We start from the raw sequence: 22267 nt of genomic DNA on the forward strand, positions 1-22267 counted from the left end.
GTTCACTCCTTCTCGGGTGGCTCGGATATCAGATGGGGGCGCAGAAAATGCCGCAGGCTGGCCGCCGACAGCGCCCCCAGATGGCTGTTCACCAGACGCCCGTCGGCGTCCAGCAGCAAGGTGGTAGGCAGGCCGCCGCCCAGGGCGCGGCCCAGGTCCCGGTGAGGGTCCAGCAAGACCCGTTCCAGGCGCAGGCCCTCGGTGCTCAGATAGCGACGCACGGCGTCCGCGCCCTCGCCCTGGTTGGCGTACAGGAAGCGCACCGCCGGGTAGTCCCGCTGGCCCTGCTCCAGCACCGGCATTTCCCGCCGGCAGGGCGGGCACCAACTGGCCCACAGGTTGATCAGGGTAACCCGGCCGCCGGCGGCCTCGCGCAACGGCACCGGGTCGCCGCCCAGGTCATACAGGGTGACGTCCGGCGCCGGCGCCGCCGTGGGCCGCAGGGGCGCCAGCACCAGCACGGCGAACAGCGCCGCCAGGCCCCCGCCGAGCAGCGCCCGGCCGGTTTCCGCGAACGCCTTGCCATGGCCGCGCCAGCGGGCCAGGGCCAGCCCGATCAGGGCGCCGGCCACGGCGCCGGGCCACCAGAAGCCGCCATCGCGCGGGTCCAGCATGGCCAGGGGCCCGCCATACTGATCCGCGTAGCGAATCACGAACGCCAGCCGGGCGCCGATCAGGGCGCTGAACAGCATCCAGCTGAGCACCGGCTCCGCGTCCGGGCGTTCCCCGCGCCGGCGCCAGGCGGCCGTGCCCCAGGCGACCAGCACGCCGGCCAGCCACGGCAGCATGGCGAGGGGCAGGGCCAGGGGGCCCAGGTTGAAGGCGGTCATGATGGTCGGCTCTCTCCTCGGCGTGATTCGGGGCCCGGGCGGTTGTCGGCGACAGGCTGGCCGCCGATGATTAACGCCGGGTTAATTCTGGCGCGCCAGGGTGGCCGGCACGGTGAACGTCGGGAGCAAGCATGCACATTCTGTTGGTGGAAGACGATGCCCTGCTTGGCGACGGCGTGCAGGCGGGCCTGGAGGTGCACGGTTTCTCCGTGGCCTGGGTGCCCGACGCCGGCGCCGCCGAGGCGGCCCTGGCCGGGCCCGCCTTCGATCTGGTGATCCTGGATCTGGGGTTGCCGGACCGGGACGGCCTGGCTTTGCTGCGCCACTGGCGCCGCCAGGGCCGGGATGAGCCGGTGCTGGTGCTCACCGCCCGGGACGGCGTGGCCCATCGGGTGGCGGGTCTGAACGCCGGTGCCGACGACTACCTGGAAAAACCGTTCGATCTGGATGAGCTGGTGGCCCGGGTGCATGCCCTGCTGCGCCGGGCCGAGGGCCGCGCCGCGCCCATGGTGGAATACGGCCGGTTGCATTTCGACCCGGGCCGGCAGCGGGTCTGGCTGGACGGCCGGGAAGTGTCCCTGCCGCGCCGGGAACGGGCCCTGCTGCAGGCGCTGCTGGGCGCCCGGGGCCGGGTGCTGACCGCCGACGAACTGGCCGACCGGGTCTACGGCTGGACCGAGAGCGTGGAGAGCAACGCCCTGGCGGTGCACATCCACAGCCTGCGCCGCAAATTTGGCGACGGGCTGATCGAAACCGTGCGCGGCCAGGGCTACCGGTTGGGAGCGCCGCCATGAGGCTGGCGCCGTCGAGTCTGCGTGGCCGGCTGCTGCTGGGCCTGGGGCTGGGGCTGTCGGTGCTGTGGCTGGGGCTGGCGCTGTGGTTGCATCACGAGGTGCGCGACCGGGTGGCGGCGGTGCTCGACGAGCGGCTGGCGGCCTCGGCGCGCATGGTGGCGTCCCTGGTGGACGCCGGCGCGGCGGCGCCCGCCGCCCTGGCCGAAGGCGGCCGGCTGCCCCTGCGCGGCATCGCCTGCGAGGTGAGCGGCCTGCGCGGGGAGCTGCTGGCGCGCTCCAGCGGCGCGCCGGAGGGCGGCCTGGCGCTGGTCGAGGATGGCTTCGGCCAGCGCCGCCTGGATGGCGAAGTCTGGCGGGTGTTCACCGTTACCCAGGGCGATCTGCGGGTGGCGTCCGCGGAGCGCATGGCCGGGCGCACCGGCTTCATGCGCCAGGTGGCCCTGGTGCTGCTGGCGGCCCTGTCCCTGGGCCTGCTGGCCAGCCTGGCGTTGGTCTGGTGGGCGGTGGGCCGGGCCCTGGGGCCGTTGTCCTCCCTGCGTGATCAGCTTGCCGGCCGCGACGCCGGCGACCGTCGAGCGGTGGCCACGCCGCCGGGGGCGGTGGAACTGGAGCCCATGGTGGCCACCCTGAATCAGGTGCTGGGCCGCGAGCGGGACGTCCTGGACCGGGAACGCCGGCTCACCGACGACCTGGCCCATGAGCTGCGCACTCCCCTGGCGGCGATCCGCACCCAGCTGCAGGTGGCCCAGCGCACCGAGGGCCCCCGCGCGGACCATGCCCGGGACGCCGCCGAGCAGGCGGCGGAACGGCTCGGCCACAGCCTCGACCAGTTGCTGGCCCTGGCCCGGGAGCGCAGCGCCCCGGCGGACCGGGCGTCCCTGGACGCGGTCCTGGACGGAGTGCTGGAGGAACTGGCGGCGCCGCTGCGGGCCAGGAACCTGAGCGTGCGGCGGGACGCCGTCGCCGGCGTGCCCCCGGCGCCCGCCGGGCTGGTGCGCATCGTGCTGCGCAATGTGCTGGAGAACGCGGTGCGCCACAGTCCGGAAGGCGGCATCATCGGCGTGACGGCCCTGGAAGACGGTGGCGTGGGGGTGCGGATCGACGATCAGGGGCCCGGGCTGGACGCGGAGCAGCGTCGCCGCGCGCTGGACCGGGGCTGGCGCGGCCACGGCGGTGGCCGGGGCCTGGGGTTGGCCATCGTCACCACCATCATGGCGCGCACCGACGGGCGGGTGGCCCTGGCCGCCGCGCCCGGCGGCGGCCTGCGGGTTCGCGTCAGCTGGCCGTCGGCGGATAGCGTTTGAGCATGTCCGCCACCATGGCGTCGATGCGTTTGGCGCGGCGCTCGCTGCTCAGGCTCTCATAGAGGGTGTCGCGGCTGGTGGCTTCCCAGACCACCTTCTTGGTGCCGCGGTCCACGAACGCCACCTGCAGCTTGTATTCCTTATAGGTTTCGCCTTCCACCGGGGTGCTGGTGGACAGGCCATAGCCGTTGCCGAACCAGCCGAAACCGAACTGCAGGGTGCTGCCCTGGAATTTTTCCACCGGCACGAAGCGATAACGCACCAGCAGGTCGGCGCCGTCCTCGCCGGCGCTGTCCAGGGGCCGGCCCGCCAGCTCCCGCTGAAGGGCCTCCTGGACCCGCTGGCCGTCCAGGCTGAGGGCTTTCTCGTCCTGTTCCGGCGGGTCGATGGCGTAGGTCCGGTAGCTGCCGAAGTCGGTGCCGGCGCGGTGGTCCACCACCACCGGCGACACACAGCCGGCCAGGGTCACGGCGAGAAAAAGGGCAAACCAGCGCATGGCGTTTCTCCTCTGGGGAACGTTTGTGAAGCCTTGCAGGCAGTATAAAGCGCCACCGGCATGCCGGCGTCAATGCGGCGGAGCGTGTTCGCTGGCCGCTAGCCCGGCCTTGATGCCCTCGCCCAGATAACGGGCCGCGCGGCCCGCGTACTGGCCGTCGGCGTAGACCATGTACAGCTCCTGGTAACGGTACACGCCCTCGCGCAGGGGCAGGGGGTGCAGGGTGCCTTCGGCGAGATCGTCGCCGATCTCGGTCTCCGGCACCCAGGCGAAGCCCAGCCCGCGCAGCAGGGCCTGACGGCGGGTGTGGCCGTGGGAGAAGGTCCAGCGCTTCTCCGCCCCCAACCAGCCGGAATCCAGCCGCCGCCGGCCCGAGTCGCGCAGCACCAGTTGCCGGTGCGGGCGCAGATCGTCCAGGCCCAGGGTGCCCTGATGGTGCAGCGGGTGGTCCGGCGTCGCCACCGCCACGAAACGGATGCGTGTCAGGTGGTCGCCCATGAAGCCCGGCGGCACCCGCCCGGTGATCACCAGATCCGCCTCGTGGCGCAACAGCGCCTCCTCGGCCCCGGAGAGGATGGTTTCCTGGAATTCCACCCGGGTCAGCGGGCTTTCCTCCGCCAGATCCACCAGGGCGCACAGCACCAGGTCCTGGGGGAACAGACCGTCCGCGGCCACCCGCACCAAGGGCTCCCAACCGTGGCCGAACTGGATGGCGCTGCTCTCGATGCGGCCCGCCTCCTCCAGCAGCACCTTGGCCTGCCGGTACAGCAGGTGGCCGGTTTCGGTGAGCCGGGCCCGCCGCCCCTCCAGGGCGAAGGCGCGCACGCCCAGCTCGGTCTCGATCTTCTGGATCGCGTAGCTGATCGCCGACTGGCTCTTGTTCAGCGCCTCCGCGGCGGCGGCGTAGCCGCCTTCGTCCACCACGGCGATCAGCGCCTGCCACTGGTCCAGGGTGATTTTGGTCGACATATCGAAAAATTCGTCTCAGGGGGCCATGGGTCCGCCATTTCTATACCGTTTTTTCGATCAGGACAACGGAATCAAACGCCCGCTTAAAAATAATATCGATAACTATTATCATTAGCATCCGTTTCCGGGTTTGTGTCATCGTTTGGGGAGATCGTTTTGCGGAATTGGATGGGGCGCGTGGGGAGCGCCGCCGTGCTGGGGGCCGTGCTGGGCGCCATGGCGACGCCGGCCGGGGCCGACGAAGCCGGTTTGCTGGAGCGCTACCGGGGTGACCGCGCCGGCTGGCCGGCGCCGGAACTGGATGAGGACGTGCCCTACCGGCCGCTGGCGGCGCTGCCGGCCCGGCCGCCTTACCCGGCGGACAATCCGGACACGCCGGCCAAGCGTGAACTGGGCCGGTTGCTGTTCTTCGACCCGCGCCTGTCCGTCGCCGGCGACGTGGCCTGTGCCTCCTGCCACGACCCGGAGCAAGGGTGGAGCGATGGCCGCCGCAAGTCCCTGGGCCATGAGGACCAGGAAGGCGATCTCAACGCGCCCACGGTGGTGAACAGCGGCTATCTGGACGAGCTGTTCTGGGACGGCCGCGCCCACAGCCTGGAGGAGCAGGCGCTGGCGAGCTGGACCAATCCGGTGGAAATGGCCGCCGACCCGGCGGCGGCCACCGCCCGGCTGGCGGCGGTGGCCGGTTACCCGGCCCGTTTCCGGTCGGCGTTCGGCGATGCCCGCCTCAGCCCGCTTCGCATCCAGCGCGCCATTGCCACCTACATGCGCTCGGTGACCATGACCGATACCCCCTACGACCGCTTCCTGCGCGGCGAGCGCGAGGCGCTCAGCGACGCCCAGGTGCGCGGGCTGCATCTGTTCCGCACCCGGGCGCGCTGCATGAACTGCCACAACGGCGCCCTGCTCAGCGACGGCCGCTATCATCATCTCGGCTCGTCGTTCTACGCGGTGGGCAATTTCCAGGGCCGCTACGCGCTCAGCCATCGCGCCGAGGACGTGGGCGCCTTTCGCACCGCGCCGCTGCGTGGTGTCACCGAAACCGGGCCCTGGACCAGCGCCGGCCTGATCGACGATCTGGACGATCTGCTTTCCATCTACAACATGGGCTGGTGGCAGAACGCGCCGCTGGACGAAAAGATCGACGGCATTCCCTTCGCCACCCTGTCACCGCACATCCAGCCGTTGGATCTGGAACCCGAGGAGCTGGCCGATCTGCGCGCCTTCCTGGACGCGCTCACCGGCACCATGCCGGAGGCGCGACCGCCGGCGCTGCCGGGCCGCTGACCGGCCCGGCGGCTCCCGAGTCGGTGTCGATCAGAGCCGGTAGCGGGCGCCGAGCCAGAAGTAGCGCCCCAGCTCCACGCCGCCGAAGTTCTCCGGCACGGTATAGGTACGGGCGTTGAAGGCGTTGCGGATTTCCGCCTCCAGGCTGAGGGCGGCCAGCGGCCGCCAGGTCACGCCCAGATCGCTGATCAGGGTGGCGTGGCGTTCGGCCCGCTCATACACCGCCAGTTGCTCGTAGGCGTTGTCGTCGCCGTCGGTGATGATCGGCTCGCCGTCCACCACCTGGCCGGTGCTTTCCACGGTGTCGTAGTCGCCCCGGTAACGGACGTTGACGCGGCCGGACCAGCGCGGCGCGAAGCGGTGGGACAGGTTCAGGTTGGCCACCCAGGGGCGGTCGAAATTGCCGCGCACCCGGTTCAGGGAGGCCAGGGTGACGCGCTCGCCCTGGTAGCTCACGTGGCTGTTGCTGCCCGGGTTGGCGGGATCGTCGTAATCGGCGTTGCTGGTTTCCTGTTCCGAGTAGGTCACCGTGAAGCCCAGGGTGGTGCGGTCGCCGAAGGCGCGGTAGTAGGCCAGGGACACGCCCTTGTACTCACTTTCGCCATCGTTGTTGAGCCGGTAGACCCGGTAGCCGTCGGCCATCACGTCGCTGACCGTCTGCGCGAATTCGTCCTGGTTGTCGCGTTGCACCAGCTTGGCTTCCAGCACCCCGCCCAGCAGACGCTGGCGCAGCCCCAGGGACAGCTCATCGCTGTAGGGCGTGTCCAGGTCGGTGTCGCCGTAGCGGTACAGGCCCTGATCGTTGCCGGTGGTCCAGTCGTTGACCACGTTCTGGGTGGCGCCCCGGTACTCGGTGGCGTAGGGCGTGCGCGCCTGGCGCATCTTGTAGGTGAGCAGGGCGCCGCCGTAGTAGCGGTTGGCGCCGGCGGTGAGCACGGTGGCGCCGTTGTCGAAGGCGTCCACGCTGCCACTCAGGCGCGGGGCCACGTTATGGTTGCGCAGGAAGTCGTCGTAGTCGTAGCGCAGCCCGGCGGTGACCTGGTAGCGGTCCCAGTGGAAGGTGGCGTCGGTGAACGCCGCCGCCTCGGTGAGGCCCACTTCCACGTCCTCGCCGGCGTACACTTCGCGGGTACTGAAGTACTGCTCCTCCTGCAGGCAATCATAGTCCAGGCCCCGGCACTGAATGTCCGTGTTGACCACCGGGTTGGTGAACACATACAGGTCCTGGGGCCGGTCGAAACGCAGGCGCTGGTGGTTCAGCTCCAGCCCCAGCCGGCGGTCCACCGCCACCTCGCCCAGAAACAGCGGCGGCAGCTCGCCGATCCAGCGTGCCCGGCTGGTCATCTGGTATTTGTCCAGGTTGCCGTAGCCGCCCTGCAGGCTCTGTTCCAGGCCGTTTTCGCTGCCCCATTGCCGGGACGGGCTGTTGGCCCACTGGAAGTAATCCAGCGGCGCCTCGCGGCGGTTTTCCACGTAGCTGACGCCGGCTTCCACCTGGTGGCGGAAATAGCGGCCGGGCAGCATCAGGCGCACCTGGGAGGACAGGCCGCCGCCGTGGAACTCGTGGCGGCTGTCCCGGGCGTTGCGGATCAGGGCCTCCCGCTCATAGGGGGCGTAGGTGACGCTGGCGTCCAGCTCGCCGGTGACGTTCACCGCGGTGGAGAACTTGCCCATCAGGTTCTGGTTGGTCTGCTCCAGATTGTAGACCCGGCCCAGGGATTCCGTGGGGGCACGGCTGCTGGCCTGGCTGGCGCTGAGGATCAGGCCGGACAGCTCGCCCACCGGCAGGCTGTAGTGGGCGCCGAAACGGTCGCGGCGGAATTCCGGGTCGGACGAGGGCGCCTCGGAGATGGGTTGCCCCGGCTCCACGGTGGGCTGGATGCGTTTGTAGTGCACCCAGTCGGAGCGGGTGGTGTTGTAGAACACCGCCCCTTCCGGCTCGGCGCCGGCGCGACGGGTTTCCAGGTCCACCACGCCGCCGGTGAAGCGGCCGTATTCCACCGGCACGTTGCTGTCCAGCACGCGCACGCTTTCCAGCAAGTCGGTGTCCAGGAACAGGCCCAACTCGTGGCCGCCCACGTCGTCGATGCCGTCCGCGCCGCCGGCCGGGTCCAGGCGGTTGCCGATGTTCAGGCCGTCCAGTTGCACCGCGTTCTGATAAAAGCGGCCGCCGGAAATGGAGATCGACGACGGTGACAGGTCCTCCAGGGCGTCGGTTTCCAGGGCGTCCTCGCTGAACTGGATACCCGGCACCTGGCGGTACAGGCTGTCCAGGCCGCCGTCGGCGTCCCGGTAGGCGTCCAGATAGTCCCGGTTGAAGCGGTACTCGCCCTGTTCGGTGCCGGCCATGGGGGTGTGCTCGGCGGCGCCGCCCTCCACGATCACTTCCTGGACGGTGTTGTCCGCCAGCGGCGCCCCGGCCAGGGTCAGCCCGACCAGCGTCAGCGCGTAGCGATGGGGGCGTCTCATCCGCAGCTCCCGCAGTAGGGCGTGGCGTCCGCGTCGTCGGGGGTGCCGTCGCCGTCGATGTCGTCGTCCAGGGTGAGCGCTGGCGGCGCGTCGGCGTCCAGGCTGGCGGACGGGTTGAAGAAGTCCGGCCGGCCGTCCAGGTCGAAGTCCCGGCTGGCCAGGTCGGTGCCGGGGAACAGGTCCCGGGCGGCGAGGCCGTCCGCGGCGGCGGCGAGCCGGTCGTAGCGGGCCTGGCCCTGGGCCGTTTCCGCCACTTCGCGGGCCGCCTCCAGGTCGTCGAAGCGGCCCAGAAAGCGAGCCAGATCCTTCAGATCACCGTTGCGTCGGGACAGGCCGTTGATGCGCTGGATGACCGCCAGGGCATTGAGCTGGTCGCCGGTGTCGCCGGTGGCGAAGCGCCGGGCCTGTTGTTCCAGGCTGTGCGCCAGGGCCAGCTCGGTGGCCACCGGCTCACCGCGTTCGGCGGTGCGGCCGCGCAACTTATTAGCGGCGTAGCGCACCGTGGCCAGCAAGTCTTTGGCGGCGGTGCCCGCTGCGGTGCGCTCGATTTCGTCGCCGGCGGCGGTGGCCAGGTCGTGGACCTGGGCGCGGGCCTGGTCGAACGTGGCCAGGGCGCCGTCCGCGTCATCGGCGGCGGCCAACAGACGCAGGCGAAGCCGTTGCACGGTGAGCCGGTCCTCGCCGCTCAAGGCGTTGCTCAGGTCACCGAGTCGGGCGGCGATGGAGGGCAAATCGTCGCTGAGCTCGAAGTGGTACAGGCCTTCGCCGGCCAGGCGCAGCAGGTTGTACCGTTCCACGGTGTCGGCGTCGGGGACCAGGCTCAGGGCGCGTTCCGCGCACACCCCCATGCGTTCCCGGGCTTGCTCCATGTTGCCCAGGTATTCGCTGGCCACGGCCAGTTTGCGGCAGCCCTGCTCGATGCCGTTTTCCGCGCCCGGGTACCGTTCCTGGTAGTCCGGGCTGGTGACCAGCGTCCAGGCGGCGTCCGATACCGCCCGGGCCAGATCGTCCCGGTTCTGGTCGTGCAGGGTGTTGAGAACGTAACGGTTGATCCCATCGATTTCGTAGTCGTCATCCGCTTGGATGCCGCCGCCCTGGAAGGTCAGCAGGGTCACCTGGCCCACCAGGTCCTCGCCCAGTTCGCCGGCCAGATAGTCCAGGCCGGCTTGAACGGAATCGCCTTTGATCAGCGCCACGGCGCGCTGAGCGCGGATCGCCTTGCGTGCCTCCATGGCGCCGTAGCTGCCCAGTGGCGGGATCGGTGTCACCACCTCGGTGAGGAAGCGCTCGAAGCCGTCGAAGTCCTCCAGGTAGCCGTAGGCCGGCGCGATCATGTTGGTGTAGTTGGTGGAGAAACCGTTACAAGGAATCTGAAGCAGATCGGCGAAGGTGTCGGTGCCCGCGCGGGCTTCTTCGTCGAGCCCGAGCCGGGCGAACAGGGAGGTGTAGCGGGCGGTGTACTGGGTCTGGATGGCGGCGCAGGTAAGTGGGCCCGCCTGGCGACCCAGACCGTCGGTCCAGCGTTGCAGCAGGCGCGTTGAGGTCACCGCCTGCTGGTAGTAGGGCTCGCGCAGGCCCTGGTTCTCCGCCTGTTGTACCTGATCCTCGGCCAGATCCAGCAGGGCGGAGTTGATGTTGTAGTAGGCGCCGTTCCAGTCGCCCCCAGGGTCGCCGTAAAGGTCCACATAGTCGTAGAGCGGTGCCAGGGTGGCGTCGGCACGGTCGGAAAGGCCGGCTTCAAGGTAAGTACTCACCAGCTTGAACACGTTCTCCGCGTCCTGGTAGACGATGTTGCGCAAGCCCACGCCGTCCAGGTAGTCGCTGAACTCCCCGGCCGCCCGGTCCAGCAGCGTGATGGCCGGGTCTTGCTGGTTTTGCTCCAGAAGGGCCTTGCCCGCCTCCCGGAAGGCTTTCACGCGCTCCCGCGGGCTGAATACCTGGGTGCGCAGGGTGCGGGTGGCGTCGTCCAACAGGCCGGCGCGGGCCTGCCCCTCGGCGATGGCCGCATACAGCGGGTCCAGGTAGTTGTCGTCGTAGACCCCCTGGAACAGCTGTTCGGAGCGGTAGAACGGCGACAGCGTGGAGCGATAGAAGTAGGCGCGCCGGGCGTCCTGGTCGTCGCCCAGCCGCTCGGCGGGGGCCAGGGGCTGGGCCGGGTCGATGGCGTCCCGGTCGGCCAGTTCGGGCACGGTGCCGTCGCCGGCCAGGCCCGCCGGCGGCGTGAAGCCGGCCTGGGCCAGGGCGTCGGTGGTGATGCCGTAATGGTTCATCAGGTAGCGCACCACGTTCAGCCCGGCGGGGCTGGCGGGTTGCAGGCCGCGCGCCTGGTTGGCTTGCCAGATGGACTCCGCCAGCCGCGCCAGATTGTCGCGGGCGGTGTCGTCGGCGGGGGTATAACCCAGGCTTTCCGACAGGTAGCGCGCCAGGGTACGGGTGACCAGGGCGCGGGTGGCGCGGTCGAGTACCGTGTCCGCCGGGCCGGCCGGGTCGACGCCGGCCAGGATGGCGAGCAGATCGGCGTTGTCCGTGAGGCGTTGCCGGGTGGAAGCCAGCAGCAGTTCATCGCCGGCCAGGGCGCGGGCGCCGGCGGCGAGGTCGGTACCGTACTGGTTCACCGCCTGCCAGAGCAGGTCCGCCGGGTTCCGTTCCCCTTGCAGCAGGCTCAGGAACTGGGCCACCAGCACCGCCCGTTGCTGCAGGTCGCCGTGCGCCTGGGGCGACGCCAGTAGGCGCTCCGGATCCAGCCCCAGACGTTGGGCGACCCGCTCCCGGGCGCCATCCAGGCTGAAGCCCTGGGCGGTGAGATGGGCCACCAGGGTGGTCACCGGAGAGACAATGCCGTCCGGGTTATCGGTGAGCGGCGCGGACAGGCTGAGGCCCTGGAAGGACAGGCCGGTGCCCGCGTCGCGGCCGCCGGTGGCGACCAGCCGGGCGCCGGCGGTGTCGCCCCGGTATTGCAGCTTGAAGCGGCCCTGGTCGTCACTGCGCACCAGGGCGGACAGGGCGTTGCCTTCGGCGTCCACCAGCCTGACCTGGGCGCCCTGGATCGGTGGATCCAGTACCTGGCCGCTGACGCTGCCGTCCGGCGTGCTGTCCGGGCGGCTCTGGCTGTCGCCGCCCTCGCCCAGGCAGCCGTGCAGAAGAGGTAACAGGAAAAATGACAACAACAGGACGCGCAGGGCCCCGTATGAACTGGTAGGCATGGCTCTCCCCCGTGTGTGAGCGGAGGCAAAAATAATGCAAATAAAAACGATTCTCAATATTGATGAGGAAAGAGGCCTGATTGATCGGATAATGCGATCTAACTTAGTAAATATATCGGGTTTTTCATCGGATCGACCGAAGTGACAATGGTGTCATTCCGAAATTCGATGGAGACAGGGCCATGACCCGTATTCTGTATCTGCAAAACAGCCTGTTCGGCGAAGACGGCCAGTCCAGTCGGATGGCGCGGACGTTCATTGACGGGTATCGCCAGCGTCATCCGGACACCGAGGTGGTGACCCGGGACCTGGTCGCCGACGGCGTGCCCCATCTGGACCTGGCCCGGGCCGGCGCCCTGCGCGGTTTCAGCGAGAGCCTGGACGACAACCAGAAGGCGGTACTGGCGCATTCCGACGCCCTGGTCCAGGAGCTGCGCGACGCGGATCTGGTGGTCATCGGCATGCCCATGTACAACTTCGGCGCGCCCACCCAGTTCAAGGCCTGGATCGATCACATCGCCCGCGCCGGCGTCACCTTCAAATACACCGAGACCGGCCCGGTGGGGCTGATCGACGACAAACCGGTGCGGGTGTTCGCCGCCCACGGTGGCGTGCACGCCGGCCAGCCCTACGAGACCACCACCGCGTTCGTGAAGCAGATTTTCGGTTTCATGGGTGTCCAGGACGTGCGCTTCGTTTACGCCGAGGGTCTCAACATCAGTGACGAGGTGAAGCGCCAGGCGCTGGCGCGCGCCGACGCGGAGATCGCCGCCGAACTGACCGCCCTGGAAACGGCGGCCGCCTGAGGGCGGCGGCCTGGCCCCGTCCGCGACACGGGCAACGAGCAATTGCGAGAAATTGAAGGAGGAACCATGGGACTGCTGGTCGACGGACAATGGCAGGACAAGTGGTACGACACCAAGAGCACCGGCGGGCGTTTCCAGCGTTCGGAAAGCCAGTTCCGCAACTGGGTGACCGCCGACGGCGCCGCCGGCCCCTCCGGCGAGGGCGGCTTCAAGGCGGAAAAGGGCCGCTACCATCTGTACGTGTCCTACGCCTGCCCCTGGGCCCACCGCGCTCTGATGATGCGCGCCTGGAAAGGGCTGGAGGCGCACATCGGCGTCTCGGTGGTGCATCCGTTGATGTTGGAGAATGGCTGGGAGCTGCGCGATGACTTCAATGGCGCCACCGGCGACCCGTTGTACGGCCTGGACAAGCTCTACCAGCTCTACCTGAAGGCGGACGCCCATTACACCGGCCGGGTGACGGTGCCGGTGCTGTGGGACAAGGAGCGCGAAACCATCGTCAGCAATGAGTCGGCGGAAATCATCCGCATGCTCAACGTCGCCTTCGACGAGCTGGGCGCCCGGCCCGGGGATTACTACCCGGAGGACCTGCGCGAGGCCATCGAGGCGATCAACGAGCCGGTCTATCACCGGGTCAACAACGGCGTCTACAAGTCCGGTTTCGCCACCGGCCAGGAGGCCTACGACGAGGCGGTGACCGCCCTGTTCGACACCCTTGAGGATCTGGAGCGCCGGCTCGGCGAGAGCCGCTACCTGGTGGGCAACACCCTCACCGAGGCGGACCTGCGGCTGTGGACCACCCTGGTGCGCTTCGACCCGGTCTACGTCACGCACTTCAAGTGCGACCGCAAACGCATCGTGGATTACCCGAACCTGAACGGGTTCCTGCACGAGCTGTATCAACTGCCCGGCGTGGCGGACACGGTGTGGATGGACCACATTCGCCACCACTACTTCCGGAGCCACCCCACGGTGAACCCCCACGGGATCATCCCGATCGGCCCGGAACTGAATCCGTCCGCGCCCCATGACCGCGACCGTCTGGGCGAGCGGGAGATACGCGGTGCCTGACCGGGCACCGTGGGATTGACGCCCGAGAGGGCGAGGAGGCAACCATGAAAGAACGTCGTGTACTGCACACCATTCGCGCCCTGGAAACGTCCGACGGCGCCGGCGTCCGGCTCAAGCGTGCCCTGGGCCACAACCCGGCGGTGCGGCTGGATCCGTTTCTGATGCTGGACGCCTTCTCCTCGGACAACCCGGACGACTACATCGCCGGTTTCCCGGCGCACCCGCACCGCGGCTTCGAGACCGTGACCTATCTCATCGAGGGGCACATGAAGCACCGCGACCACCTGGGCAACGAGGGCGACCTCAAGCAGGGCGGCGTGCAATGGATGACCGCCGGGCGCGGCATCATCCACGAGGAAATGCCCCAGCAGCAGGATGGCCTGCTGCGCGGCTTCCAGCTGTGGATCAATCTGCCCGCCGCCGAAAAGATGAAGCCCGCCGGCTACCGGGACGTGGCCGACACCGAGATGCCGCGCCTGGATCTGCCCGGCGGCGGCCAGATCAAGGCCATTGCCGGTGAGGTGGTGGTGGACGGCGAGACGCTGAGCGCCCCGGTGAAAGGCGGCAGCACCGACCCGCTCTACCTGGACCTGAAACTGCGTCCCGGCGAGCAGGTTACGGTGCCGCTGAAAGCCGGCTACAACGCCTTTCTGTATCTGTTCGAAGGCAGTCTTTCGGTGGCCGGCGAGGACGTGCCGGCGGAACACACCGCGGTGCTTGATGACGACGACCAGGTCACCCTTGAGGCGGGCGCCCGGGGCGCGCGGCTGGTGTTGCTGGCGGGCAAGCCCCTGGGCGAGCCGATTGCCCAGTACGGCCCCTTCGTGATGAACACCCAGGAAGAGATCGAGCAGGCCCTGCGCGATTATCGCGCCGGCACCCTCACCGAACCGGCGGCCTGACCGCCGGCCCCGAACCACGAAACCATCCGAACAGCCGCGCCAGGCGCAGGGCCATTTCCGGGCTCAGGGCCCGGCGCCCGCGCAGCATTTCCCCCTCTCGGAACCGTGTAGGTAGGGAGAGCAATTTGGTGTAAGCACCCCGCCCGGGTGCCGGGCGGGGTGCGGGGTCAGCCTTCCAGTTTGGCGTCCAGGGTGATGTCCGCGTTGAGTACCTTGGACACCGGGCAGCCTTCCTTCGCCGCCTTGGCGATGCTCTGGAACTCAGCGTCGTCGATGCCGGGAATTCTGGCCGTCATGTCCAGGTGCACCTTGGTGATGCTGAAGCCGTCGCCGTCCTTGTCCAGGGTGACCTTGGCCTGGGTGTCGATGCTGTCCGCGGTGTAGCCGGCGTTGCCCAGCTGCAGCGAGAACGCCATGGAGAAACAGCCGGCGTGGGCGCCGCCGATCAGTTCTTCCGGGTTGGTGCCGGGCTCGTCCTCGAACCGGGTATTGAAGCCGTAGGGTTGATCCTTGAGGGCGCCGCTGTGGGTGGAAATGGTGCCCTTGCCCTGCTTGATGTCGCCTTCCCAATGGGCGGAAGCGAACTTGTTCATGATCGTGCTCTCCTTTTCCGATGAACCGCTTGGCGGCTTGAACGCCGCCGACCATGCATAGCACGGCGGCGGCGACCGGCCCTAGCGCGGGCCGGCGGGCAATCGTAAAAGAAGGCAAAAGCCCGGGGCCGGGCTCAGTCCGGGTTCTCGATGGTCAGGCCACGGGTGGCGTGGTCCAGGCTGGAGGCATCGGTTTCGTTGCCGAGCTTGATCATCAGGCGCAGATCATTGGGCGAATCGGCGTGGGCGATGGCGTCCTCGTAGGTGATCTCGCCGGCGTCGTAGAGGTCGTAGAGTGCCTGGTCGAAGGTCTGCATGCCCTGCTCGCGGGACTTGCCCATCAGCGCCTTGAGCAGGTGAATCTCGCCCTTGCGGATGTGGTCGGACACCAGCGGCGTGTTGAGCAGCACCTCGATGGCGGCGCGCCGGCCCTTGCCGTCCGGGGTGGGAATCAACTGCTGGGCGACGATGCCGCGCAGGTTCAGCGACAGGTCCATGTACAGCTGGCCGTGCCGGTCGGCGGGGAAGAAGTGGATGATCCGGTCCAGGGCCTGGTTGGCGTTGTTGGCGTGCAGGGTGGCCAGGCACAGGTGGCCGGTTTCGGCGAAGGCGATGGCGTAGTCCATCACCTCGCGGCTACGCACCTCGCCGATCAGAATCACATCCGGGGCCTGGCGCAGGGTGTTCTTCAGGGCCACCTCGAAGGAGTCCGTATCGATGCCCACCTCGCGCTGGGTGACGATGCAGCCCTGGTGCTGATGCACGAATTCGATCGGGTCCTCGATGGAAATGATGTGGCCCTTCGAGTTCTTGTTGCGGTGGCCGATCATCGACGCCAGGGAGGTGGACTTACCGGTGCCGGTGGCGCCCACGAACAGCACCAGGCCGCGCTTGGTCATGGCCAGGTCCTTGATCACCGGCGGCAGACGCAGGTCGTCCACGTTGGGAATCTTGGTCTCGATGCGGCGCAGCACCATGCCCACCAGGTTGCGCTGGTAGAAGGCGCTCACCCGGAAGCGGCCGATGCCCCGGGCGGAGATCGCGAAGTTGCACTCGTGGTGCTCGGTGAACTCCTTGCGCTGTTTTTCGTTCATCACGTTGAGCACCAGATCCCGGGTCATGTCCGGGGTCAGGGCGTTGCGGGTCACCGGCAGCACCTTGCCGTTGACCTTCATGCTGGGCGGCACGCCGGCGGTGATGAACAGGTCCGAACCGCCTTTCTGCACCATCAGCTTGAGAAGATCCTCGAATTCCATGGCGGCTCCCTTAAATGGCGTCCGGGGTCTTGGCTTTTTCCCGGGCCGCTTCCCGGGACACCAGGCCTTTCTGCACCAGGCCCTGCAGGCACTGGTCCAGGGTCTGCATGCCCAGCGCGCCGCCGGTCTGGATGGCGGAGTACATCTGCGCCACTTTGTCCTCGCGGATCAGGTTCCGGATCGCCGCGGTGCCGATCATGATCTCGTGGGCCGCCACCCGGCCGCCACCGTTCTTCTTCATCAGCGTCTGCGAGATTACCGCCTGCAGGGATTCGGACAGCATCGAGCGCACCATGGCCTTTTCCTCGGCGGGGAACACGTCCACCACCCGGTCGATGGTCTTGGCGGCGCTGGTGGTGTGCAGGGTGCCGAACACCAGGTGACCGGTTTCCGCGGCGGTCAGCGCCAGGCGAATGGTTTCCAGGTCACGGAGCTCGCCCACCAGAATAATGTCCGGGTCCTCCCGCAGGGCGGAGCGCAGCGCCTCGGCGAAGCCCAGGGTGTCGCGGTGCACTTCCCGCTGGTTGACCAGGCACTTCTTCGATTCGTGCACGAATTCGATCGGGTCCTCGATGGTGAGGATGTGCTCGTAGCGGGACTCGTTGATGTAGTCCATCATCGCCGCCAGCGTGGTGGACTTACCGGAACCGGTGGGCCCGGTGACCAGGACGATGCCGCGCGGGAAGTCCGAGATCTTCTGGAACACCTTGCCCATGCCCAGATCCTCCATGGTCAGCACCTTGGAGGGAATGGTCCGGAACACGGCGCCGGCGCCCCGGTTCTGGTTGAAGGCGTTGACCCGGAAGCGCGCCACCCCGGGCACTTCGAAGGAGAAGTCGGTCTCCAGGAACTCCTCGTAGTCCTTGCGCTGCTTGTCGTTCATGATGTCGTAGACCAGCGCGTGGACTTCCTTGTGTTCCATGGGCGGCAGATTGATCCGGCGCACGTCCCCGTCGACGCGGATCATCGGCGGCAGCCCGGCGGAGAGGTGCAAATCCGAGGCGCCGTTTTTGGCGCTGAAGGCAAGCAGTTCGGTGATGTCCATGGGTTTCGGTATTCTTCTCAGTAGAATTTCGCAGAGTCTTAAACTAACCGCTCCCCGGAAGCCATTCAATCATGCCCGACGCCGATACGCCGCTAACCTCGATTCGCGCACGAATTCAGGCCGCCTGCGCCGCCGCCGGACGGGACCCGGACTCGGTCACCCTGCTGGCGGTGAGCAAGACCCGGGGCGCCGCTGAGATCGCCGCCCTGGCGGACCAGGGCCAGCGCCATTTCGGCGAGAACTACCTCCAGGAAGCCCTGGACAAGATGCCGGCCCTGGCCGGCCGCGACCTGATCTGGCATTTCATCGGCCCGCTGCAGTCCAACAAGACCCGGGAGGTGGCCGAGTACTTCCACTGGGTGCATTCCGTGGACCGCGCCAAGGTCGCCCGCCGCCTCAACGATCAGCGTCCGGAGGGGCTGCCGCCGCTGCAGGTCTGCCTGCAGGTGAACCTGGACGACGAAGCCAGCAAAAGCGGCCTGCCCCTGGCGGAGGTGCCGGCGCTGGCGGCCCGGTTCGCGGAATGGCCCCGGCTGCGGCTGCGCGGCCTGATGGCGATCCCCCGCGCCGACGCCGAGGACCGCAACCGGGCGGCGTTCCGGCGTCTCGCCATGACACTGTCACAATTGCGCAATACAATGCCGGCCCTCGACACCCTGTCCATGGGCATGAGCGCGGACTATCCGGTGGCCATTGAAGAAGGCGCCACCGTGATCCGGCTGGGCACCGCCCTGTTCGGCCCGCGCCCGCCCAAAGCGGACGGCCAATAAAGGAATGGCGCAGTTATGGCACAGCAACTGATTGGATTCATCGGGGCCGGCAACATGGCCAACAGCCTGGCCGGCGGCATGATCGCCAAGGGCATCCGCCCGGCGCGCATCTGGATGAGCGACCCGTCCAAGGACCGCCTGGATGAAGTCTCCCAGCTGCACCGGGTTCACGTTACCCACGACAACCTGGACGTGGCCCGCCGCGTGGACGTGCTGGTGCTGGCGGTGAAGCCCCAGGTAATGGGCGACGCCTGCGCCGACCTGCGCGAGATCATCGCGGAACGCCAGCCCATGGTGATTTCCATCGCCGCCGGCGTCACCGTGGCCAACCTGCGCGAATGGCTGGGCGACGCCCCCATCGTGCGCTGCATGCCCAACACCCCGGCGCTGGTCCAGGCCGGCGCCACCGGCCTGTTCGCCGCCGAGGGCGTGAGCGAGGAACAGAAAGCCATGGCCGGCCAGATTCTCAGCGCCGTGGGTCTGACCTTCTGGTTCGAGGAAGAGAAGGAACTGGACGCGGTCACCGCGGTGTCCGGCTCCGGCCCGGCCTACTTCTTCCTGCTCATGGAATCCCTGATCGACGCCGCCGTGGCCCAGGGCCTGGACGCCGCCACCGCCCGGCAGATGGTGCTGCAGACCGCCTGGGGCGCCGCCCAGCTGGCGATCACCAGCGAGGCCGGCCCGGAGATCCTGCGCCAGCGGGTCACCAGCCCCGGCGGCACCACCGCCGCCGCCCTCGGCGTGTTCGAGGAAGCCGGTTTCCGCGAGCAGGTCCAGGCCGCCGTGGCCGCCGCCCGGGAGCGTTCCGAGGAGCTGGCCGAGTAAAATTTGAAACCGTTCCGCTTTACCCCAATACTCTGACGCCAAACGGACAGTCTGGAGTCACCATGAACCCTCAGGGTGCCGCGGTTTTCCTGATCGATTTCGCGTTCAGCGTCTACATCTTCATCGTTTTGACCCGCTTCGTGCTGCAAGTGGCACGGGCGGATTTCTACAACCCGATTTCCCAGTTCGTGCTGCGCGCCACCAACCCGTTGCTGGCGCCGCTGCGGCGCATCATCCCCGGCTACCGGGGATTGGACATAGCGTCCCTGGTCTTGGTGGTGGTTCTGATCGTGGTCAAGGCGTTGATGCTGACGACCCTGCAACGCGGTGGCATCCCGGATGGCATCGGGCCGGTGTTGCTGGTCTATACGTTGCAGGAGCTGGCCACCCTGCTGCTCAACTACATCTTCTGGGCGGTGCTGATCCGGGTGATTCTGAGCTGGGTGGCGCCGGACCCTTCCAACCCCATCGTGCGGGTGGTGATCCAGATCACCGAGCCGATCATGGCGCCCTGCCGGCGGTTGCTGCCGGACATGGGCGGGCTCGATCTGAGCCCGCTGATCGTGCTGCTGGGGGTGCAGTTCCTGAAGATTCTGTTCCAGCTTCACTGATCGCGGCATCGCGGCTTCAGCCGCGATCCGCCTATTCGAACGGCGGCTCACCCTGCCAGTCGAAGAAGTCCGGCAAATCCCGGGACACCTTGTCCGGGAACACCGCCGGGCGCTTCTCCAAAAACGACATCACCCCCTCCTTCACGTCCTCGGAGCCACCCCGGGATTTCATCGCCTTGCTGTCCAGCTTGTGCGCCTCCATGGGATGCTCGGCGCCGGCCATGCGCCAGATCATCTGGCGGATCACCGCCACCGACACCGGCGCGCTCTGTTCCACCATCTCCTTGGCCAGGGCCACCGCCGCCGGGTACAGATCCTCGGGCTTGTGCAGCGAACGCACCAGGCCGCGCTCCTTGGCTTCGTCGGCCTTGAAGACGCGGCCGGTGAAGCACCATTCCAGGGCCGAGGAGATGCCCACCACCCGGCTCAGGAACCAGGACGAGGCGGCCTCGTTGACGATGCCCCGGCGCGAGAACACGAAGCCGAACTTGGCGTCCTCGGAGGCCATGCGCACGTCCATGGGCAGCTGCATGGTGATGCCCACGCCCACGGCGGCGCCGTTCACCGCGCCGATCACCGGCTTGAGGCTGCGGTAGATGCGCATCGCCACCTGGCCGCCGCCGTCCCGGTGGGCGTCGTCCGGGTTGGCGCCCTCGCCACCGCGTTTCTTGTAATCGAAGGTGTCGCCCCCGGAGGACAGGTCGGCACCGGCGCAGAAGGCACGGCCCTTGCCGGTGACGATCACCGCGCGCACTTCGTCGTGCTGGTCGGTGAAGTCGAAGGCGGCCAGCAGCTCGTCCTTCATCTCCCGGTTGAAGGCGTTCATCTTCTCCGGGCGGTTCAGGTAAAGGGTGGCGATGCCGTCGTCGTCGACGGTCAGTTCCAGGGTGTTGAAAACGGGCAGGTCCATGGCGACTCCTCGGTGCAAGCGTGACCGTTCATGATTGGCCAGCCCCGGGGCCCCCGCAACCACCAGTTACGACGCCGGTCCGGCGGTTTTGGTCATCGCCGCCCCTGGGCGCCGGCCGCCGGCGGCGGTAGGCTTGCGGCCTTGAAATCGTTTTGGGAGAGCGAACCTTGAACCCTGGCAGCAAACCGGACGGCATCTGGCGCACGCCGGACGCCTACCCCTTCCATCTGCCCCTGGTGCCCCACTACAGCCACCTGGACACCGAGCGCCACGTCAACAACGTGGCGGTACAGAGTTTTCATCTGGAAGCGCGCACTCGCCTGCTCATGGACACCCTGGACCGGCCGGTGTGGTACTCGGACGACGTGCTGCTGCGACCGCGCCGGACCCTGACCCAGTTCCTGGGGGAAACCCACTATCCCCATCCGGTCACCGCCACGGCGGCGGTGCTGGGGGCGGACGCCGACCGTGTCCACCTGCGCACCGCCCTGTTCCAGCACGGGGACTGCGTGGGCGTGCAGGATTGCCTGCTGGGGGCCTGGCAAGGGGATCGCTGGGTGGCGCTGCCGGACGACGTGTCGCGGGCCCTGGGCGAGCGGCCCCTGGAGGCGGTCTGGCCGGCGGAGACCGCCCTGGACGCCGGGGCCTTCACCGGCTACCCCCTGCAGGTGCCGCTGAGCGCCCGCTACGTGGATCTGGACCCGGATCGGGGCCTCTCCGAGCTGGCCCTGGCGCGTTATGCGGAGCAGGCCCGGGCCGGTTCGCTCACCGAGCTGCGCCAGCCGGAGCTGGGGCTGCTGGTGGCGCGCATCGATCTGAGTTTCGGCCGCTGGGACCTGGGCATGGGGGACGAGGTGCGCCTGGCCACCGGCCTGGGCCGGGTGGGTAACACCTCCTTCGTGCTCAGCGGTGGCATTGCCGTGGACGGTGAGGCGGTGGCGGCGGCGGAGAGCGTCATGGTGTTGCTGGACCGGCGCAGCCACCGGCCCACGCCGGTGGCCCCCTACGCGGATGCCATGGCGACGCTCCGCATCGGTTGATGGCGCGGTGTGAACAAAGGCCCCGTCACCAGGCGCAGACGGTTTTGCCCTGCTGCTCCTGGGACGCCATCCAGGACAGGATGCGCCCGCCCAGGGGGCGTTGGGTGGCGTCGGCGGCCAGCGCGATGGCCTCGCCCAGCCCCTCGATGTCGATGCCGGTCTTCAGGCCGACGCTCTCCAGCAGGTAGGCCAGATCCTCGGTGGCCATGTTGCCGGTGGCGCCGGGGGCGAACGGGCAGCCGCCCAGGCCGCCCAGGGAGGCGTCGAAGCGGCGCACGCCCAGATCCGCCGCCTCCCAGGCCATGGCCGCCGCCAGGCCGCGGGTATCGTGCAGGTGCACGTAGAAGCGCTCGGCGCCGAAGTCGCGGATCAGCGGGCCCATGATGTCCTTCATCTGGCGCGGGTTGCCGCCGCCGATGGTGTCGGCGATGGCCACCTCGTCACTGCCGGCGGCGAACATGCGCTCCGCCAGGGACTGGCTCAGGCTCACCGGTACAGGCCCGTCGTAGGGGCAGGCAAAGGCGCCGGAGATGTAGGTGCGGGTGGCGACGCCGTCCTGGCGGGCCGCCGCCAGAATCGCCTCGCAGCTGGCCGCCGCCTGCTCCAGGCTCATGTTCAGGTTGCGCTGGTTGAAGGTGTCGGTGGTGGAAAGCACCAGGGCCACGGTGGGGTAGCCCGCGTCCCGGGCCAGCTGGTAGCCCTTCAGGTTGGGCACCAGGGCGGTGTAGTGCAGGTCGTCCCGGCGCGGCAGCCGCTCGGTGAGGGCGGCGGCGTCGGCCATTCGCGGCACCGCCTTGGGGCTGACGAAGCTGACCGGCTCCAGATAGCGCACCCCGGCGGCCACCAGGGCCTCGGCGATGCGCGCCTTGGTATCGGTATCCACCGGCGTGGGCTGGTTCTGCAGGCCGTCGCGCAGGCCCACTTCGTTGATGATCGCGGTTTCGGTCATGGGTGTGTCCCGGTGCCTTGGGGGGGGAGCCGCAGTGTGCCATGGCGGCAGGCGGGCGGCCACAGCCGCCGGCGCCGGTCAATGGCCGGCGCCCGTTGTGTTCGGGCCGGCTCCGTTGAGCAAGGATGCCGCTCCGG

The 22267-nt window shown here is 68.5% G+C and carries 20 protein-coding genes; 10 read left to right on the top strand and 10 right to left on the bottom strand.

The window, feature by feature from the left end:
• Window positions 1–2: 2 nt before the first annotated feature.
• Window positions 3–830, bottom strand: coding sequence for a TlpA disulfide reductase family protein (locus HMJ39_RS16540; RefSeq protein WP_194298129.1), 828 nt, complete (start codon window positions 828–830; stop codon window positions 3–5).
• Window positions 831–961: 131 nt separating this feature from the next.
• Between HMJ39_RS16540 and HMJ39_RS16545 the strand changes: the two genes are divergently transcribed.
• Together HMJ39_RS16545 and HMJ39_RS16550 are read left to right on the top strand one after the other, a co-directional pair.
• Complete coding sequence (locus HMJ39_RS16545; RefSeq protein ID WP_194298130.1) at window positions 962–1624, top strand: response regulator; 663 nt, start codon at window positions 962–964, stop codon at window positions 1622–1624.
• Window positions 1621–2928, top strand: coding sequence for a sensor histidine kinase (locus HMJ39_RS16550; protein ID WP_194298131.1), 1308 nt, complete (start codon window positions 1621–1623; stop codon window positions 2926–2928). The genes HMJ39_RS16545 and HMJ39_RS16550 overlap by 4 nt, the downstream gene beginning before the upstream one ends.
• Here HMJ39_RS16550 and HMJ39_RS16555 read toward each other — a convergent pair.
• The gene (locus HMJ39_RS16555) at window positions 2900–3424 is read right to left on the bottom strand and encodes a DUF4136 domain-containing protein (protein ID WP_194298132.1); all 525 of its coding nucleotides are present in this window, start codon (window positions 3422–3424) and stop codon (window positions 2900–2902) included. The two genes, HMJ39_RS16550 and HMJ39_RS16555, sit on opposite strands and share 29 nt — an antisense overlap.
• A gap of 69 nt (window positions 3425–3493) precedes the next feature.
• Entirely contained in the window at window positions 3494–4393 is a 900-nt protein-coding gene (locus HMJ39_RS16560) for a LysR family transcriptional regulator (RefSeq protein WP_194298133.1), read from the bottom strand.
• Window positions 4394–4561: 168 nt separating this feature from the next.
• Here HMJ39_RS16560 and HMJ39_RS16565 point away from each other — a divergent pair, with 168 nt between their 5' ends.
• Complete coding sequence (locus tag HMJ39_RS16565) at window positions 4562–5680, top strand: cytochrome-c peroxidase (protein WP_228462416.1); 1119 nt, start codon at window positions 4562–4564, stop codon at window positions 5678–5680.
• Window positions 5681–5710: 30 nt separating this feature from the next.
• On the opposite strand, the gene HMJ39_RS16570 is transcribed toward HMJ39_RS16565, so the two are convergent.
• Together HMJ39_RS16570 and HMJ39_RS16575 are read right to left on the bottom strand one after the other, a co-directional pair.
• The gene (locus HMJ39_RS16570) at window positions 5711–8149 is read right to left on the bottom strand and encodes a TonB-dependent receptor plug domain-containing protein (RefSeq protein ID WP_194298135.1); all 2439 of its coding nucleotides are present in this window, start codon (window positions 8147–8149) and stop codon (window positions 5711–5713) included.
• Complete coding sequence (locus HMJ39_RS16575; protein WP_194298136.1) at window positions 8146–11352, bottom strand: hypothetical protein; 3207 nt, start codon at window positions 11350–11352, stop codon at window positions 8146–8148. The genes HMJ39_RS16570 and HMJ39_RS16575 overlap by 4 nt, the downstream gene beginning before the upstream one ends.
• Before the next feature lie 182 nt (window positions 11353–11534).
• Here HMJ39_RS16575 and HMJ39_RS16580 point away from each other — a divergent pair, with 182 nt between their 5' ends.
• The 3 genes from HMJ39_RS16580 to HMJ39_RS16590 all read left to right on the top strand — a co-directional run bounded on the left by HMJ39_RS16580 (window position 11535) and on the right by HMJ39_RS16590 (window position 14131).
• Complete coding sequence (locus tag HMJ39_RS16580) at window positions 11535–12158, top strand: FMN-dependent NADH-azoreductase (protein WP_194298137.1); 624 nt, start codon at window positions 11535–11537, stop codon at window positions 12156–12158.
• 66 nt (window positions 12159–12224) lie between these two features.
• Window positions 12225–13229, top strand: a complete 1005-nt coding sequence (locus HMJ39_RS16585) for a glutathione S-transferase family protein (protein ID WP_194298138.1) — start codon at window positions 12225–12227, stop codon at window positions 13227–13229.
• 44 nt (window positions 13230–13273) lie between these two features.
• Window positions 13274–14131, top strand: a complete 858-nt coding sequence (locus tag HMJ39_RS16590) for a pirin family protein (RefSeq protein ID WP_194298139.1) — start codon at window positions 13274–13276, stop codon at window positions 14129–14131.
• A 167-nt stretch (window positions 14132–14298) separates the two neighbouring features.
• Here the strand turns inward: HMJ39_RS16590 and HMJ39_RS16595 are convergent, their stop codons facing one another.
• The 3 genes from HMJ39_RS16595 to HMJ39_RS16605 all read right to left on the bottom strand — a co-directional run bounded on the left by HMJ39_RS16595 (window position 14299) and on the right by HMJ39_RS16605 (window position 17025).
• A complete protein-coding gene (locus HMJ39_RS16595) occupies window positions 14299–14724 on the bottom strand; it encodes an OsmC family protein (RefSeq protein ID WP_194298140.1) in 426 nt (141 codons plus the stop codon).
• Window positions 14725–14858: 134 nt separating this feature from the next.
• Complete coding sequence (locus HMJ39_RS16600) at window positions 14859–15980, bottom strand: PilT/PilU family type 4a pilus ATPase (RefSeq protein ID WP_161382657.1); 1122 nt, start codon at window positions 15978–15980, stop codon at window positions 14859–14861.
• 10 nt (window positions 15981–15990) lie between these two features.
• Window positions 15991–17025: a type IV pilus twitching motility protein PilT gene (locus HMJ39_RS16605; protein WP_161382656.1), complete on the bottom strand. Its 1035-nt coding sequence runs from the start codon at window positions 17023–17025 to the stop codon at window positions 15991–15993.
• A gap of 71 nt (window positions 17026–17096) precedes the next feature.
• Between HMJ39_RS16605 and HMJ39_RS16610 the strand changes: the two genes are divergently transcribed.
• The 3 genes from HMJ39_RS16610 (at window position 17097) to HMJ39_RS16620 (ending at window position 19231) form a co-directional block, all read left to right on the top strand.
• Window positions 17097–17795 (top strand): YggS family pyridoxal phosphate-dependent enzyme, encoded by a 699-nt coding sequence (locus tag HMJ39_RS16610; protein ID WP_194298141.1) that lies wholly within the window; start codon window positions 17097–17099, stop codon window positions 17793–17795.
• 15 nt (window positions 17796–17810) lie between these two features.
• Entirely contained in the window at window positions 17811–18620 is an 810-nt protein-coding gene (proC, locus tag HMJ39_RS16615) for a pyrroline-5-carboxylate reductase (RefSeq protein ID WP_161382654.1), read from the top strand.
• 62 nt (window positions 18621–18682) lie between these two features.
• Window positions 18683–19231: a YggT family protein gene (locus HMJ39_RS16620; RefSeq protein ID WP_194298142.1), complete on the top strand. Its 549-nt coding sequence runs from the start codon at window positions 18683–18685 to the stop codon at window positions 19229–19231.
• A 31-nt stretch (window positions 19232–19262) separates the two neighbouring features.
• Here HMJ39_RS16620 and HMJ39_RS16625 read toward each other — a convergent pair whose 3' ends face one another.
• Window positions 19263–20141, bottom strand: coding sequence for a crotonase/enoyl-CoA hydratase family protein (locus tag HMJ39_RS16625; RefSeq protein ID WP_161382652.1), 879 nt, complete (start codon window positions 20139–20141; stop codon window positions 19263–19265).
• 167 nt (window positions 20142–20308) lie between these two features.
• Here HMJ39_RS16625 and HMJ39_RS16630 point away from each other — a divergent pair, with 167 nt between their 5' ends.
• The gene (locus HMJ39_RS16630) at window positions 20309–21181 is read left to right on the top strand and encodes an acyl-CoA thioesterase family protein (protein ID WP_194298143.1); all 873 of its coding nucleotides are present in this window, start codon (window positions 20309–20311) and stop codon (window positions 21179–21181) included.
• A 25-nt stretch (window positions 21182–21206) separates the two neighbouring features.
• On the opposite strand, the gene HMJ39_RS16635 is transcribed toward HMJ39_RS16630, so the two are convergent.
• Window positions 21207–22130, bottom strand: a complete 924-nt coding sequence (locus HMJ39_RS16635; protein WP_194298144.1) for a hydroxymethylglutaryl-CoA lyase — start codon at window positions 22128–22130, stop codon at window positions 21207–21209.
• Between the last annotated feature and the right edge of the window lie 137 nt (window positions 22131–22267).

It is taken from the genome of Alloalcanivorax profundimaris, assembly GCF_015265435.1.
Classification (GTDB): Bacteria; Pseudomonadota; Gammaproteobacteria; order Pseudomonadales; family Alcanivoracaceae; genus Alloalcanivorax; species Alloalcanivorax profundimaris.

Bases quoted from the DNA above. Each gene is read 5' to 3' on its own strand.
- HMJ39_RS16575 (WP_194298136.1), bottom strand. From the start codon at position 11,352: ATGCCTACCAGTTCATACGGGGCCCTGCGCGTCCTGTTGTTGTCATTT.
- HMJ39_RS16580 (WP_194298137.1), top strand. From the start codon at position 11,535: ATGACCCGTATTCTGTATCTGCAAAACAGCCTGTTCGGCGAAGACGGC.
- HMJ39_RS16570 (WP_194298135.1), bottom strand. From the start codon at position 8,149: ATGAGACGCCCCCATCGCTACGCGCTGACGCTGGTCGGGCTGACCCTG.
- HMJ39_RS16620 (WP_194298142.1), top strand. From the start codon at position 18,683: ATGAACCCTCAGGGTGCCGCGGTTTTCCTGATCGATTTCGCGTTCAGC.
- HMJ39_RS16595 (WP_194298140.1), bottom strand. From the start codon at position 14,724: ATGAACAAGTTCGCTTCCGCCCATTGGGAAGGCGACATCAAGCAGGGC.
- HMJ39_RS16540 (WP_194298129.1), bottom strand. From the start codon at position 830: ATGACCGCCTTCAACCTGGGCCCCCTGGCCCTGCCCCTCGCCATGCTG.
- HMJ39_RS16625 (WP_161382652.1), bottom strand. From the start codon at position 20,141: ATGGACCTGCCCGTTTTCAACACCCTGGAACTGACCGTCGACGACGAC.
- HMJ39_RS16605 (WP_161382656.1), bottom strand. From the start codon at position 17,025: ATGGACATCACCGAACTGCTTGCCTTCAGCGCCAAAAACGGCGCCTCG.
- HMJ39_RS16585 (WP_194298138.1), top strand. From the start codon at position 12,225: ATGGGACTGCTGGTCGACGGACAATGGCAGGACAAGTGGTACGACACC.
- HMJ39_RS16560 (WP_194298133.1), bottom strand. From the start codon at position 4,393: ATGTCGACCAAAATCACCCTGGACCAGTGGCAGGCGCTGATCGCCGTG.
- proC (WP_161382654.1), top strand. From the start codon at position 17,811: ATGGCACAGCAACTGATTGGATTCATCGGGGCCGGCAACATGGCCAAC.
- HMJ39_RS16600 (WP_161382657.1), bottom strand. From the start codon at position 15,980: ATGGAATTCGAGGATCTTCTCAAGCTGATGGTGCAGAAAGGCGGTTCG.
- HMJ39_RS16565 (WP_228462416.1), top strand. From the start codon at position 4,562: ATGGGGCGCGTGGGGAGCGCCGCCGTGCTGGGGGCCGTGCTGGGCGCC.
- HMJ39_RS16635 (WP_194298144.1), bottom strand. From the start codon at position 22,130: ATGACCGAAACCGCGATCATCAACGAAGTGGGCCTGCGCGACGGCCTG.
- HMJ39_RS16610 (WP_194298141.1), top strand. From the start codon at position 17,097: ATGCCCGACGCCGATACGCCGCTAACCTCGATTCGCGCACGAATTCAG.
- HMJ39_RS16590 (WP_194298139.1), top strand. From the start codon at position 13,274: ATGAAAGAACGTCGTGTACTGCACACCATTCGCGCCCTGGAAACGTCC.
- HMJ39_RS16550 (WP_194298131.1), top strand. From the start codon at position 1,621: ATGAGGCTGGCGCCGTCGAGTCTGCGTGGCCGGCTGCTGCTGGGCCTG.
- HMJ39_RS16555 (WP_194298132.1), bottom strand. From the start codon at position 3,424: ATGCGCTGGTTTGCCCTTTTTCTCGCCGTGACCCTGGCCGGCTGTGTG.
- HMJ39_RS16545 (WP_194298130.1), top strand. From the start codon at position 962: ATGCACATTCTGTTGGTGGAAGACGATGCCCTGCTTGGCGACGGCGTG.